This is a genomic window from Pseudomonas lini (genome assembly GCF_001042905.1).
GTDB classification, from domain to species: domain Bacteria; phylum Pseudomonadota; class Gammaproteobacteria; order Pseudomonadales; family Pseudomonadaceae; genus Aquipseudomonas; species Aquipseudomonas lini.
Map to the genome: position 1 here is coordinate 52,838 of NZ_JYLB01000009.1, position 15,011 is coordinate 67,848.

Below are 15,011 nucleotides of genomic sequence, written 5' to 3' on the forward strand. Positions count from 1 at the left end.
CTTAGACGCACAAGCCAGCGGATTCTGGCGCAGTCGTAGGCAACGGCGCAAGAATGTGTAGCCTGAGTGAGTATCTGGAAGTGTCGATTAAACAGTGCTTGTTTAGTGGTCTGACTGTGTCTTGTGGTGGATGGACTGGCCTCTTCGCGAGCAAGCCCGCTCCCACAGGGGATCTTCGGTGAACACACTATCTGTGTACGCCTGAGATCAAATGTGGGAGCGGGCTTGCTCGCGAAGAGGCCCGCTGGAACACCCTCGAACTTTCAGTTAAACCACCGTCCTTTTCCCGCACAAAAAAACGCCCCGCATTGCGGGGCGTTTTCATTGGCGCTGCAATCAGAAGTCAGCCTTGACCGACATCACGAAGTTGCGCGGTTCACCGTAGAAGTTACCCCAACCTTCGGAACCGATCGTGGCGTAGTAGCGCTTGTCGAACAGGTTGTTGCCGTTCAGTGCCACGGACCAAGTGTCGTCGATGCGGTAGCCGACGCGACCGTTCCAGACCGCATAGCCAGCCTGGGTGATATTTTTGCCGCTACTCGGCGAGACGCGGTAGTTGCTGCTTTGGGCATTGACGCCGGCACCGACGGTAACGCGCTCCAGCGGACCGCTGAGGGCGTAGTCGCCCCACACGCGCAGCAGGTGGCGCGGCACATACGAGTTATACGACACACCGTCCTGACTGGCGTCGGCGTCTTCCAGCACCTTGGTCTGGGTGTAGGTGTAGCCGGCCAGCAATTGCAGGCGGTCAATGACTTCACCGCTGACTTCAGCTTCGAAGCCTTGGGCGCGCACTTTGCCGGAGTTCTGCGAGCAGCTGCTGTCCGGGCAGGCCGGGTCATCCTGGGCTGCGTCTTTCTGGACGGTGCGGAACAGGTTGAAGGAGCTGTTCAGGCGACCGTCGAACCATTCACCCTTGATCCCCAATTCATAGCTCTGACCGATCAATGGCTTGAGCGTCGAACCGGTGATGGTCTTGTAGTTGCCTTGCGGGGTGAAGATATCCGCGTAGCTGGTGTAGACGGTCAGGTTGTCGTTGATGTCGAACAGCAGCGCGGCGAACGGGGTGACTTGCCCGGTTTCCTTGGCCTCGGAACTGATCGGTGTGCCTTCGCCGCGCCAGAACGAGACGGAGTCGGTTTCGGACTTGTACCAGCTGACGCGGCTGCCCAGTACGAAGGTCAGCGGGTCGGCCAGTTTCAGGCGTGCCGTGGAGTAGGCGCCGTATTGCTTGATCCGCATGTCCACCGGACCACCCCGGGTGGCGTTGGCCAGGTAGAAACTTTCATCCGGCTGGGGCAGGTGATGGTTGGGGTTCAGCACATCCTGACGATCAGGCAGGAGGGCCACGGCGTAGAAGTCATCTTTGTGGGAGCGGCTGGCGTTGGCTCCGACGATCAGCTCGTGCTCTTGGCCGAATGCGTCGAACTTGCCGTCCACATAAGCGTCGAGGCCGTAGTCGACCTGATCGTAGTCAAAGATGCTGCCGATCATCAGGGTATTGGTGCTGGTGGCGCCAACCGGTACCGTTCCGCTCGGGAAGGCGTATTCCATGTCCTGGGTGTTTTTCGAGTAAACCCCCGCGACCTTCAGCGCCCAGTTGTCGTTGAACTCGTGTTTCAGGTCGCCAAAGTAAGTGGCCCGTTTGCTGCGCTGGTTGTTCCAGGCGGTGTTCAGGCACGTGGAGCGAGAGAGCTTCAGGTCGCTGCCATCGGCGTAGCGCGGCAAGCCGCCCCAGCACGGAGTGGCATCGACGTCTTCATAGGCCATGCCCAGGCCCAGGGTGGTGTAGTCGCTCAGGTCGAAGTCCAGCGCGCCGTAGTAGATCTGGTCCCTGCGTTCGCCCACGTCATAGAAATACTGACGGGTCTGCTGGGTCACCACGGCCCGGCCACGGATGGTGCCGGCGTCGTTCAGCGGGCCGCCGGTGTCGACCTGTCCACGGTAGTTGTCCCAGGTACCGGCAGACAACGACAGTTGAGTGTGCGGGGTGTCCTGGCCGCGCTTGCGCACAAAGTTCACCCCCCCTGCGGTGCCCCCGGCACCCTTCATCATCCCGGCCGCGCCGCGCAACACTTCGACCCGATCATAGATCGCCATGTCGCTGTTGAAGGCATCGGCCTGCACGTAGCTGCTGCCGATGTCCAGCGGCACGCCGTCGTACTGGTACTGGCCGGTCATGCGGAAACCGCGGGAGTAGAAATACTTGCCGCCCATGGGCGAATCGTAAACGGTGATGCCCGGGGTCTTTTCCATGACCTGTTCGATGGTGTTCAGGTTCTGGTCATCGAGCATCTTGCGCGTGATGACGGTGATCGACTGCGGGGTTTCCCTGAGCGAATGCTCGCCCTTGCCAATGGTCACCGCCCCGGTGGTGTAAGAGTTGCTGCCTTCGGTGGTCGCACCCAATCGCTGACCGTTGATACTGGTCGGTGCCAGTTCCATCGCGCTGCCGGTGGCCGGCGCCAGAAGGGTGACCGTGTTGCCGTCGCGCTGATGGCGAATCCCGGTGCCCTTGAGCATCGCGCTGAGCGAATCATCGTCCTGATAGCGGCCGTTGAGGGCACTGGAACGCAGGCTCTGAATGCTCTCCGGGCTGTAGATGATTTGCAGACTGGTCTGTTGACCGAGGGTCTGCAGCGCCTGAGCCAATGGCTGGGCCGGGATGTTCAGGGTCCATTCCTGGGCCTGAACATACGGCGTCATGGCCAGGGTCATCGCCAGGCCGAGGCCGGTAGACGTCATGCGCGAGCGGGTCGTGCTGCTTATTAACAGGGCGCGGGTCAGAGGTCGAAGCATGAAACGAGATGCGGACATGAGGTTAAGACCTTGGCAGGTATAGTTGGTAATGGTTCTTATTCATCTCATTAAGACGAGGAGGCCGCGGCAAACCGGAAAAAAATATTTTTCCGACCGGCCACGGCCTCGTCGATTACGCGGGTTGCAGTTCGCTTTTAACCTTGCCGGCTTCCATGCGCACCAGTTGATCGGCTACGTCGAAGTAGCGGTCATCGTGGGAGATGACGATGATGGTTTTGCCCAGGCGCTTCAGGTCGGGCAGCAGTTCGGTGTAGAAAATGCGGCGGAAGGTCGGGTCCTGATCGGCCGCCCATTCGTCGAACACCAGCACCGGCCGCTCTTCGAGCCAGGCATTGACCAGCGCCAGGCGTTTGCGCTGGCCGGTGGAAAGATCGGTGGTGCTGAATGCGCCGTCGCGCACGCTGACCTTGTGCGCGATCTCCAGGCGTTCGAGGTAGCGCGTGGCATCCTGCGGCACTTGCCGGTCGCCCTGAATCAGGTCATCGAACAGGTAATAGTCGGCAAATATCGTGGTGAAATTCTGCCGGTAGTCATCGCGGTTGAGGGCGGTGATCGGCTGGTCGTTCACGCGGATCTCGCCTTCGGTGGGCGCATAAAGACCCAGCAGCAGTTTGATCAGCGTGGTTTTGCCGCAGCCGTTCTCACCGACGATGAACACAATGTCGCCTTGTTCGATGCGCAGGTTGACCGGGCCGAGGCGGAAGGGCTCGCTGCCTTCCACCGGCGGGAAAGCGTAACGCACGTTGCTCAGTTCCAGGCTGTGGACCGGGCCGGGTTTGTGGCCCTGGTCTTCCAGCAGCAGGTGCGGTTCCGGGGAGGAAAATTGTTCGCTGAGCTCGGCGATCCGGCGAAACGCAATCTGCGCCCGGCTGATGATTGGCAGGGTGCTGACCAAATGTTCCAGCGGGCCTTTCATGTACAGCAGCACCAACACAAAACCGCTCATCACGGCTTTGTCGGAACTGGGCCAGAACGATTGCAGGGCCAGCGCCAGGCCGATGACCACGAAGAACAGCATCGAGCCGAACGACTTGGCAATGACGAAGGTATTGATCGAGCGGATCTGCGTGTCACAGATTTTCTCGGCGGTTTTCTGGATGCCGGACACGAACATGCGCTGACGCCGAGGGCGGTGGATGCGCAGTTCCTTGGCCCCTTCGGCGATGGCGTTGTAGTGCTTTTGCAGTTCGTCTTCGGAGTCTCGCGCCGCGTAGAAACCGCGCATGCCCTTGGCCCGGGCGATGGCCTGGATGGTGGTGCCGATGGCGATGGCCACCAGCATCATCAGAAACATCGGCCACGACAGCATCGCCAGATAGCCGAGGCAACCGAGGGTCACGGTCAGGGAAATCGCCAATGGTGCGAAGGCGAAGGCGAAATCGCTGATGGTGTCCACGTCATGGGTCAGCACCGGGATCAACCGATGGCTGCGGTAGCGCTCGATCTGGTCGATCGGCGCCGACAGCACTTTCTCCCCCAGCTCTTTGCGCAGCCTGGCGATGATGTGCTGACCGACGTAGTTGGTGCCGATGTCCGACAGAATCGAGGTCAACAGCGCCAGCACACACAGCCCGGCGAAAATCATTACCACGGTGCGGGTCAGCCCGTCAGCGGAGTGCAGGGCATTGTTGATGGTCGCCAGCAACACGGTGACGCTCAGGCCACCGATCATGCCGAGCACGATGGACACAGAGACGATCAGCCGGAAGGGCTTGAGCAGGGCGAACAATTCGTTGATCGCCCCACGCGTTGGCTTGGTCATGGAGGATTCCTGCTTCGATGCGGAGTGCGGAGGGAGTGCCGGTACTTAAGGAAAACGAATGGTTGCGGACTTTATTTAAACGGCTAAAGACGGTAATGCCCGTAGGAGCCAGGCTTGCCGGCGAAGGCGTCCTTGAGAACGCCTTCGCCGGCAAGCCTGGCTCCTACGAAAAGCGGGGCAAGCCCCCTCGCCACAAAGGATTCAGAGCTCACGCACTACGCGAAACCCCAGCCAGTCGCCGCTGCTGGTGGGCAGGCTGCTGTTGCGATTGCCGGAGCGGGAAAACACCGGCGCTTCGCCCCAGTCGTTGCCACGCATGACCTGGCGTTTGCAGTTCTGCTCCAGCCACGGGCTGCCATCGGTGGGCACGCCGGCATAGTCTTCGCGATAGCAGTCGGCGACCCACTCATAAACGTTGCCGTGCATGTCGAACACACCAAAGGCGTTGGCCGGGAAGGTGCCGGCCGGGGAGGTGAAGTTGTAGCCGTCGGCGGCACCGTAGGTGTTGGCGTTTTTCGAGATCTGGTAGTCGGCGCCTTCATCGAACGCAAACGGGAAAGACCCGGTACTGCCAGCGCGGGCGGCGTACTCACGAATCGACTCGCTGGGCATGCGATAGGCATGACCGGTTTTCTTCGACAGCCAGGCAATGTAGCCCTCGGCTTCGGCCACGTTCATGCACACGGCCGGGTGGCGCGCGGTCTGTTTGAAGCTGGGTTTGCCGGCGGTGCAGCGACGGCCCGGGCGATCATCGAAGTCGGCGGGGGTGTTGCCGGTGGCGCGCACGTAGGCGTCCCATTCGCCGGCCAGTACCTGGAAGCGACTGATGGCGAAGGGGCGGGTGAAGGTCACTTGATGCAGCGGACCTTCATCGGGCTGGTGGCCGACTTCATCCTCTGGCGTGCCCATGGTGTAGCGGCCGGCGGGCAGCACGACCATTTCCGGACAGTCCTTGCAGTCCTTGAACACCTTGCCGGGGGCAGGCGGGTTCGCGGCCTGGGCGGTGCCGGGCAGCAGGCCGCCGAGCAGTGCGGTCAGCGCCAGGGCCGATAGGGTTCGCAGGGAAGAGGGCATAGGGAGGGTTTTCATAAGTCGTCTCGGTTAAAGGAAAACTGTGCCTCGCAGCGAAGGTTCATGCGGAGCGCTTTTTGCTCAGCACGTCGATAAAACGGTCCACCTCGGCTTCGGTATTCAGCAAGCCGGGGGCGGTGCGGATCACCGGGCCGACGTCGCGGCTGACTGCATCGCTGACAATCCGGTTTTGCATCAGGCGAGCAGCCACCGCATCGCCGTCCTGACCCTTGACCCGGAAGAAGCTGAACCCCGCCGAAAATTTCGGATCGACCGGGGTGACCAGTTCGACGCCCGGTTGCTCCAGCAAGCGCTGTTTCAGGTAGCTGTTGAGCTGATGGATGCGCGCCTGGACGTCGGCCTTGCCCAGTTGCAGGTGCAATTTGAACGCTTCGTCCACGGCCCAGCGATGTTCGAAAGCGTGATAGCCGCCCGGGGACATGGTGGTGGAAAAGGTCGTGGCTTCGGAGAAGGTCGGCACGCTCGGGCTGACGTACTTCAGCTCTTCACTGCGGCTGCAAACGATGCCGGTGCCGCGGGGGCCGAACATCCATTTGTGGGTGCCGGCAATGAAGAAGTCGCAGTTCATCGCCGGGAAGCTCAGGTCTTCGACGCCGAAACCGTGCACGCCGTCGACCACGTAAACGATCCGGTCCTTGTCGTCGCGCTGACGATTATGTTCATCGACGAGTCCGCCGATGACGCTGATCGGCAGCTTCACGCCACTGCCCGAGTGCACCCAGGTCATGCCCAGCACGCGGGTTTCGGGGCGGATGTTGCGGTTGATGGTATCCAGCACCTGATCGGCCGAGATCGACTGTGGCTGCTCGAACAACTGAATTTTACGCACCCGGGTGCCATCGCGCTGGTTGCGAAAATGCAGGATGTTGTTCGTGGAGTAATGCTCGTGAACCGTGGTGAGGATTTCCTGATCGGGGCGCACCTGTACGCCGCCATAAATCATCGCCAGGCCTTCGGTGGTGCTGCCTGTGAGGGCGATCTGTGTCGGTTTGGCCTGCAAATACCGACCGGCCCAGAGCCGCACGTTTTCTTCGCGCTGGTGGGTCACACCCAAGTCCCAGTCCATGGCCAGCCCGGGATTCAGATCGAGAGCGGCGCGGTGACGGGCGATGGCCTCGCGCACGGGTTTGGGGTGGGAGGTCACCAGAAAATTAGCGAAGTGGATGTAGTTCGGGTCTTGGTCGAACAAGTGACGCAATTGCGCCCATTTGTCCCGTGGCTGGGTTTGCATCTGCGCGGCGGCGACCGGTGAGCCGAGGCTGGCACCCAACGGCAGGCCGGCGGCGAGGACCCCGGCCTGTTTCAGAAAGGTACGACGGTCACTCATGGCTTGACCGGTTCCTGGCGAGAAATCAGCGTGGGCTTCGCGGCTTTTTGCACCTGTTCCCAGACTCGCAGGAAGTTACCGCCCCAGAGCTTGGCGATGTCGGCTTCGGAATAACCGCGCTGGATCAGTTCGGCGGTGACGTTGCGGATTTCACCGACATTTTCCCAGCCCTTGATGCCGCCGCCGTCGTTGAAGTCCGAAGCGATGCCGACGTGGTCGATGCCGACCTTGCGCACGGTGTAATCGATGGCGTCGCCGAGGTCCTTGAGCGTGGCCTTGGGCTCTTCTTCGAGAATGGCGTACAGACCGCTGGCGTATTGACCGAGCTTCTGTTCGGACCAGGCGGTAATGATCGGATCGCCCGGCATCAGCGCCATCGCCAGGTTGGGCAATGGCGGCAAATCGAAACGCGTGCGCAGGGCGTTGAGTTTGTCCTGTGTGTCTTGGGTCAGCGGTTTGAGGTATTGCGAGAAACCGACCACCTGCACCACGCCGCCGCTGTTCTTGATCAGCTGCAACTCTTTGTCGCTGAGGTTGCGCGGGATGTCCACCGAAGCCCGTGGCGCCGAGTGCGAGGCCACCATTGGCGTGCGGCTCAGTTGCGCCACTTGTTCCAGGCCCTTGGTCGACATCTGCGACACATCAATGATCACGCCCAGATCGTTGAGGCGTTGCACCGCTTGTTTGCCGATGTCCGACAGCCCATCGAGGGCATCGGGGGAGTCGTTGAAAAACGGCAGCGGTCGTGACGAATCGGCCCAGCTGTTGTTGCCGATGTAGCTGAAACCGAACATGCGCATGCCGCGAGCGGCCCACAGGTCCAGTTTGCTCAGGTCATTGCCCAGCGGGTAGGCGTTGAGCATGCTGATGAAAATCGCAAACTTGCCTTCGCCGTGCAGGCGCCGGAAGTCGTCGGGGGTGTAGGCGATGCCGACCTGATTGGGAAAATCGCGCACCAGGCCGGAGATGATTTTGTAGCGCACTTCCTGCTGGTTGCGTGCTTCTTCGACGAAACCGTCGGTGGGCCTGTGCGGCGCGTTCGGGCCGTTCCACATTTCCGGCCAGCCGAAGACTGTCAGGGCCGCGCCGGACAGTCGGCCACGGTTGGCCTTGATCAGGTCGAACTGGCCGGAACCGTCCTTGTCGGCCTCGTTGCCGTGGGCGCCGAAACTCAGTGGGACGGTGATGTGGCTGTCGAAGGAAAGGATCCGCCCCTGCAGTTCGGTGGCCTGTTTCATGACCTTGACCGGGTAGCCGGGGTTGTCCTTGAACCCGTAATCCCAGACCAGCCAGCCTGCGCCGGCACTGATCGCCAAGGCCAGTGGCAGGCCGAGGTACAGCGCTTTTTTCGAACGTGTTTTTTTCATCGCCATCTCAGTCAGGTTCGCCGCCCCGGTGCAGGCGCAGGGGCCTTTGCTATCTGGGAAGAACGAGTGACCGATGCAGGAATTTAGGTGGCCGTTGAAAAAATCGCAGGCTGCGCCAACTCCTACATTTGAAATGCGATCCCTTTGTAGGAGCTGCCGAAGGCTGCGATCTTTTGATCTTGATCTTTGGTGGCCCCGAAAAGATCGCAGCCTTCGGCAGCTCCTACAGGGGGCGCATTTAAATTTGTAGAGGCAACAAACGTTCTAGCTTGGATAAAGCCTGCTTCATGGCTGACACAGGTAGGGCAATGACGATTTCTCGACGCTGGTTCATGGCGGGCCTGGCGCTCACGAGCGCTGCGGTGCCTGCCGCTTTTTATGCACATCGTGAGCTGACCCGGGAAAAGGAACCGATCACGCCGGGGGAGGCCACGGTCGACCTCGCCAGCACCGCCGGCCAGCAACTCGCCGACAGCTTGCGCGGAATCTGGGACATTCGTTTTGTCGGCAGCGAGGCCGGGCTTGATGGCTTACCGCAGGACGGGCTGGAGCTGTTTCTCGACATCGCTCATCGCGGGAGAGGGTTGCGCGGTTGCCTGGACACCGGCACTCACCTGCGCGGGGAAGGCCAGCCGTGCTATCAGGTCATCGGCGATCTGGCGCCGGCCAAGGGCGCCGAACTGTACTGGCGACTGATGCGCACCGACGCCCCGCTGGTGGCGCCGGTGTATGAGTTCAAGGCAAAACTCGACGAGGTTTGGGCCGCTTTCGGCAACGCCGGCAGCGGCACGTTCAGCGGCCAGGTGCTGAGCCTGAATCGCCCATTGGGTTTGCCCGAACTCGACAACCGCTTTATCGCCATCAAGCGTCGGTTTCCGGAAGCGCGGGAGCGAACTGCCCTCAACCCGGCGTTTCTGGCGTGGCTGGTGTCCCCCGAGCATCGGCTGTTTCATCAGCTCTGGCACGCGTCCCGGGACAAATGGCACAAGCTCTCGGAGAAAAAACGCGAGGCGTTGCGCGGTATCGGCTGGCAACCCGGCCCACGGGACAAGGAGCGTGATGCCCGCGGGCCGCGCAAGGACCGAAACGGTTCGGGCATCGATTTCTTCTTCATGCACCGGCACATGCTCGGCATCGCCCGGTCCATGCAGGATTTGCCCTCATGGCCGGCGTTCCCCTTGCCGCAGCCGGAACTCGAGCGTGATCGCCAGGGCTTCGCGCGTTATTTCGACAATCACGATGGCAATGCCTTGCCGCCGACCTGGTTGACCGAAGGCGACGACGAGTACACCAAGTGGGTCAGTGATATCAAAGCCGCAGAGACCTATCACAGCAACTTCCAGGTCTGGGAGTCGCAATACCGGGATCCGCGTTACCTGTCGAAACTGACCCTCGGCCAGTTCGGCTCGGAGGTCGAGCTGGGCTTGCACGATTGGCTGCACATGCGCTGGGCGTCGGTGGCCCGGGACCCGTCCAACGAGATACCGGTGCCGATGGCCCGGGATCAGGCCGACTTCGCGGCACGCTGGTATGCCCCGGAAAACGATTTTCTCGGCGATCCGTTTTCGTCCCACGTCAACCCGGTGTTCTGGCGTTTTCACGGCTGGATCGACGATCGCATCGAAGACTGGTTCCGCGCCCATGAGCGTTTTCACCCAGGCGAACTGAGCCGCCTGGAGGTCAACGGTGTGCCGTGGTTTGCGCCGGGGCGTTGGGTGGAAGTGGGCGACCCGTGGCTCGGGCCGGACACCCACGGTTGCAGCACGACCCCGGGCCTGCAATCGGGGCGCTCGGTGGAAATGGACCCCGAAACCATGAAGCTGGCGTTGCGCATTACTTTTGGCGATGAAGACAACATGAGCGAGCTGTTGCGCAAAGTGCCGCGACGGCCTTGGTATGCGCGGCATTTGAAGGTCAAGGGGTGGTCGGTTTAATCAGGTAAACCGCGTTATCGTTCTTCGCGAGCAAGCCCGCTCCCACATTTGATCTCCATCGAGCACAAGGTTTGTGTACGACGCAGACCTAATGTGGGAGCGGGCTTGCTCGCGAAGGCGATCTCAAACTCACACTGAGCTAGAGCACCTGCCAGCCCCCACCCAACGCCTTGTACAGCGCAATACTGGCCTGCAACCGCGACAACCTCAGCTGCACATTCATATCCTGGGCGGCATACAGCGTGCGCTGGGTTTGCAGCACCGTGAGCAGGTCTTCGGCGCCGGCCTGGTAGCGACTCTGGGCGATGTCGAAAGCGGTCTGCGCCTGGCTCAGTTCTTCCCCTTGCCACTGACGTTGTTCGTCCAGCCCACGAATGCTGTTGAGGGCTTTTTCCACATCGGCGAAGCCATTGATGATTGCCCCGCGATAGGTTTCCAGCAGTTCCTGTTGGCGCGCCGTGGCTTTGTCGCGGGCGGCGCTGAGGCGACCATTGTTGAAGACCGGCGCCACCAGCCCCGAGGACAGGTTGTAAAAAGTCGTGCGCAGCAGATCCGAAGCGAGGTCGGCGCCGGTGCCCAGGCTGGCGGTGAGTGTCAGGGTGGGCAGCATCGCCGCGCGGGCGACGGTCACATCGGCCTGGGCGGCGGCGAGCTTGGCTTCGGCGCTGGCGATGTCCGGGCGACGACTCAACAACTCACTGGGCACGCCGCTGGCAATCTCCGGCCAGTGCAATTGATCGAACGGCTGCTCCGTCAGTGTCAGCGCCTGTACCGGTTGGCCGAGCAGGGTGGCCAGGGTGATCCGCGCTTCCCGGGCCTGTTGCTGCACCAGCGGCAGTTTGCGTTGCTGTTCGGCCACCAGGCTTTTTTGCTGAGCCAGTTCCAGTGCGGTGGCGCTGCCGGCGTCGTAGCGGGTCTGCACTAATCGCAGCACGCTTTGGGCGTTGGCCAGGTTCAGCTCGGCGATCCGTTGCTGTTCACGCAACGACAAAGCCTGGGTGTAGCTGTTGGCCACGCCGCTTTGCAAGGTCAGTGCCACGGTGGCCCGGTCGAACTCGCTGGCCTGCAAGCCGAGCAGGGCACTGTCCCGGGCCGCCCGTTTGCCGCCCCAGAAATCGATTTCGTAACTGGCGCTCAGTTCCGCATCGTAATAGTTCAGCGAGCGATTATCGGGGCTGACGTCCAGTTGGCTGTAGCCCTTGCCATGCATCAAGCGTTGGCGATTGGCGTTGAGGCCAGCCTTGAGTTCGGGCAGCAGCGGCGCGCCGGCGATGGTGGCGCTGGCTTGGGCCTGCTGCACCCGAGCGACGGCGGCAGCCAGGTCATGACTGCCCACGCTGGCTTGTTCGATCAGGCGATTCAGTTGCGGGCTGCCGAACTGCATCCACCATTGCCGATTGCTGTGTGCAGCGGCTGCGGTGTTCGGCGATTGCCAGGCGGCGGGTGGTTGCAAGCCGCTGTCGGGGCGCGGCGCAGGGTGACTGCAGGCGGCCAGCAACAGGCTGGCGGCCAGAAGGGTCAGGGGCACTTTCATAGGTCGATCATTCACTGGTAAGGGCCGTGACCGGATCGAGCCGGGCAGCCTTGCGGGCAGGCATGAAACCGAAGATGACGCCGGTGACCAGGGCGCAGCCGAAGGCGCCGAGCACGGCGAACAACTGGAACGCGACCGCGACATTGCTCAGCAGCAACACGCCACCGACCAGCAGCGCCAGGCCGATCCCGGCGACACCGCCGACCACCGAGAGCATCACCGCCTCGGTGAGAAACTGGCGCAGGATGTCGCGCTGACGGGCACCGGTGGCCATGCGAATACCGATTTCCCGGGTGCGTTCGCGCACGGTCATCAGCATGATGTTCATGACGCCGATGCCGCCGACCAGCAACGAAATCGCCGCAATCGAACCGAGCATCAATGACAGCGTGCCCTGGGTGCGGGCCTCGGCCTGAATCATGGCGGCGTTGTTGGTCAGTTCGAAATCGCGCTTGCCCTTGTGCTCGCGCAGCATCGTTTGTTCGATCGCTTGCTCGGCTTCCTTGACCTTGCGCGCATCCTTGGCGGCGATCACCACATACTCAGGGTTGCGACTGCCAAACAGACGCACGCTGGCGGCCGAGTAGGGCACGGCGATGCGGTTATCGCTGTCGGAGTCGCCGGAACTGGAACCTTTCTCGGCCAGCACGCCGAGCACCTGAAACGGCACGTTTTCGATCAGGATGTACTGGCCGATCGGGTCGGCCAGGTCTTTGAACAGCTTCTCCCGGACCTTGTGGCCGATCACCGCGACCGCGGCGGCACTGTCTTCATCGGCCTGGGTGAAATAGCTGCCTTGAACCACCGGCCAATTGAAAATGCTCGGGAAGTTGGTGTCGTTGCCGCCCACATAAGCGGTGTGATCGGCGTTGCCGAATCGCACGCCGGCCGTCGAGCCGTTGACCGGCATGATCCGCTGCACCTGGGGCAGGTTGGCGAGCGCGGCGACGTCGTTGAGGGTAATGATCCCGGGCGGCGTACGTGGATTGGGCGCAGCGCCGCTGAGGTAAATGATGTTGGAACCGAAGGCGCCCATCTGCGCCATCACCTGCCGCTTGCTGCCTTCGCCCACCGCCAGCATCACCACCACCGACGCGACGCCAATGACAATCCCGAGCAGCGTCAGGGCGGTACGAAAGCGGTTGATCCACATCACGCGCCACGCCGCCTGAACCGCGTCCACCAGTTCGCCTTTCCAGGCGCCATTGGGCTCGCTGCCGGCGCTCAGGCGCTGGCGCAGGTCCACGGCTTGCAGCGCGCCGGGAGGGGCCGAGCGCGGGGCACCCGAGGGATGTGTGGCAGTGTCGCTGATGATCAGGCCGTCGCGGATTTCGATGACCCGGTTGGCACGCTTGGCCACTTCGCGGTCATGGGTGATCAGGATCACCACGTGCCCTTGACTGGCCAGTTCATCGAGCAGGGTCATGACTTCGGCGCCGCTGTGGCTGTCGAGGGCGCCGGTGGGTTCGTCGGCGAGGATGATGTGGCCGCCGTTCATCAAGGCGCGGGCGATCGATACCCGTTGCTGTTGACCGCCGGAGAGCTGATGCGGACGGTTGCCGGTGCGCGAGCCCAGGCCGAGGCGCTCGAGCAGCACCGCTGCGCGGGCATGGCGTTCGTCCGCCGGAGTGCCGGCATAAATGGCTGGCATCTCGACGTTTTCCTGGGCCGATCCGGACGGGATCAGGTGGTAACCCTGAAACACGAAGCCGAAGGCCTCGCGCCGTAACCACGCCAGTTCGTCACTGCCCAGGCCCGCGACGTTTTCCCCGGCGAACAAGTAGTCGCCGCTGGTAGGGCGGTCGAGGCAGCCGAGGATGTTCATCAGCGTCGATTTGCCGGAACCGGAGGCGCCGACGATGGCGACAAATTCGCCAGCGTGGATCGACAGGTCGATGCCGCGCAGTACTTCCACCAAGGGGCTGTCACCACCGCCGTAGGCTTTGCGGATCTGTCGCAGGTCAATCAGGGGCGTTTGCATTCAGCCTCCGCTGCCGGTGAGCGGAGCGCTCAGCACGTGATCGCCTTCCGCCAACCCGTCGAGAATCTGCGTGCGCAGCCGGTCGCTGATCCCGGTGCGAACCTCGCGGCGTTGAACCTCGCCGTTGGCTGCCACCACTTGCGCCACTTGGCGATCCGCGGCGGTGCCGTTTTGCAGGGCTGCGGTAGGCACCGTCAGCACGTTCTGCGCTTGCCGGGCGACGAAAAATACCTGGGCGGTCATGTCCGTCATCAAGGCGTTGTCGGCGTTGTCGACATCCAGCAACACGGTGTAGAGCACCACTCGTTCACTGCCACTGCGACCGCTGGTGGGGCTGCCCTGCGTCTGTTCGAGCGGGCGCGGTGGCACTGGCAAAATCTGCCGCACGGTGCTGCTCCAGCGTCGGCTGCCACCGCTGAGCGTGGTGAACCAGGCGGTCATGCCGGGTTTGACCTGACCGATATCGGCCTCCGAAACTTCGGCCCATACGGTCATCGGTGACAACCGGGCAATGCGCAATATCAGCGGCGTCTGTTGTTGGGCGTTGAGCGTCTGGCCTTCCCGGGCGCCGACGGCGACCACCGTGCCGGACATCGGCGCGTAGATCCGTGTGTAACCCAGCTCCGCTTCGTCGCTGCGCAAACTGGCCTGGGCTTGACGAATCTGCGCCTGGAACCTGTCGATGCGCGCCTGGGTCGCCCGCACTTCGGCGCGGGCGGTCTGCACATCTTCTTCGCGGGTGGCGCCGCCGGCCTTGAGGTTCTGCTGACGCTGGTATTTTTGCTGCGCCAGGTCGTGCTGGGCGCGCTGCTCTTGCAACTGGGCCTTGAGGTTGTCGATGGAAAAACGTCCAGCGTCGAGTTTGGCTTTCTGGGTCGAGGGATCGATCTCCACCAGCAATTGGCCTTCCTTGACCTGATCGCCGGCCTCGACATGAATCTTCTGGATCTGCCCGGATGCCTGGGCGCCAACGTCGACGTAACGTCGCGGTTGTAGGGTGCCGAGGGCGGTCACGCTGTTTTCGATATCAGCGCGGGTCACGGCGGCGGTGGCAAGTTTCTCACGCCCCGGCGGGATCACTTGCCAGGCGGCCAGGGCCACGGCGGGGATCAGGCACAGGGCGACAAACAGGGCGCGTCGGGTGGGGCGGGGACGTTTCATGCGGGGTTCCAGCCGGAGAAAATCGGCCCGTCG

General features: G+C 62.3%; 9 protein-coding genes. 1 reads left to right on the forward strand and 8 read right to left on the reverse strand.

The features are described 5' to 3' along the window. Window positions 1-336: 336 nt before the first annotated feature. The 5 genes from TU81_RS23520 to pvdM all read right to left on the reverse strand — a co-directional run bounded on the left by TU81_RS23520 (window position 337) and on the right by pvdM (window position 8,368). Window positions 337-2,817 (reverse strand): TonB-dependent siderophore receptor, encoded by a 2,481-nt coding sequence (locus tag TU81_RS23520; RefSeq protein WP_082157874.1) that lies wholly within the window; start codon window positions 2,815-2,817, stop codon window positions 337-339. A 115-nt stretch (window positions 2,818-2,932) separates the two neighbouring features. Next, window positions 2,933-4,582: a cyclic peptide export ABC transporter gene (locus TU81_RS23525; RefSeq protein ID WP_038982323.1), complete on the reverse strand. Its 1,650-nt coding sequence runs from the start codon at window positions 4,580-4,582 to the stop codon at window positions 2,933-2,935. Window positions 4,583-4,783: 201 nt separating this feature from the next. Then, on the reverse strand, window positions 4,784-5,671 hold the full coding sequence (gene pvdO / locus TU81_RS23530) for a dihydropyoverdine dehydrogenase (protein WP_048396742.1): 888 nt from the start codon (window positions 5,669-5,671) through the stop codon (window positions 4,784-4,786). A 43-nt stretch (window positions 5,672-5,714) separates the two neighbouring features. Beyond that, entirely contained in the window at window positions 5,715-7,001 is a 1,287-nt protein-coding gene (gene pvdN, locus TU81_RS23535; RefSeq protein WP_048396744.1) for a pyoverdine-tailoring periplasmic protein PvdN, read from the reverse strand. Beyond that, window positions 6,998-8,368 carry a pyoverdine-tailoring dipeptidase-like protein PvdM gene (pvdM, locus tag TU81_RS23540; RefSeq protein WP_038982326.1) on the reverse strand — a complete coding sequence of 457 codons (1,371 nt, stop codon included), beginning with the start codon at window positions 8,366-8,368 and terminating at the stop codon, window positions 6,998-7,000. Before pvdM ends, pvdN begins: the two co-directional genes overlap by 4 nt. Window positions 8,369-8,676: 308 nt before the next feature. Between pvdM and pvdP the strand changes: the two genes are divergently transcribed. Beyond that, complete coding sequence (gene pvdP / locus TU81_RS23545) at window positions 8,677-10,302, forward strand: pyoverdine maturation tyrosinase PvdP (protein ID WP_038982327.1); 1,626 nt, start codon at window positions 8,677-8,679, stop codon at window positions 10,300-10,302. 139 nt (window positions 10,303-10,441) lie between these two features. Here pvdP and TU81_RS23550 read toward each other — a convergent pair whose 3' ends face one another. Genes TU81_RS23550 through TU81_RS23560 form a run of 3 tightly spaced genes read right to left on the reverse strand, consistent with a single transcriptional unit; the run spans window position 10,442 to window position 14,978 of the window. Beyond that, the gene (locus TU81_RS23550) at window positions 10,442-11,836 is read right to left on the reverse strand and encodes an efflux transporter outer membrane subunit (protein ID WP_048396747.1); all 1,395 of its coding nucleotides are present in this window, start codon (window positions 11,834-11,836) and stop codon (window positions 10,442-10,444) included. A gap of 7 nt (window positions 11,837-11,843) precedes the next feature. Beyond that, complete coding sequence (locus TU81_RS23555; protein ID WP_048396749.1) at window positions 11,844-13,817, reverse strand: MacB family efflux pump subunit; 1,974 nt, start codon at window positions 13,815-13,817, stop codon at window positions 11,844-11,846. Continuing rightward, a complete protein-coding gene (locus TU81_RS23560; RefSeq protein ID WP_038982330.1) occupies window positions 13,818-14,978 on the reverse strand; it encodes an efflux RND transporter periplasmic adaptor subunit in 1,161 nt (386 codons plus the stop codon). Between the last annotated feature and the right edge of the window lie 33 nt (window positions 14,979-15,011).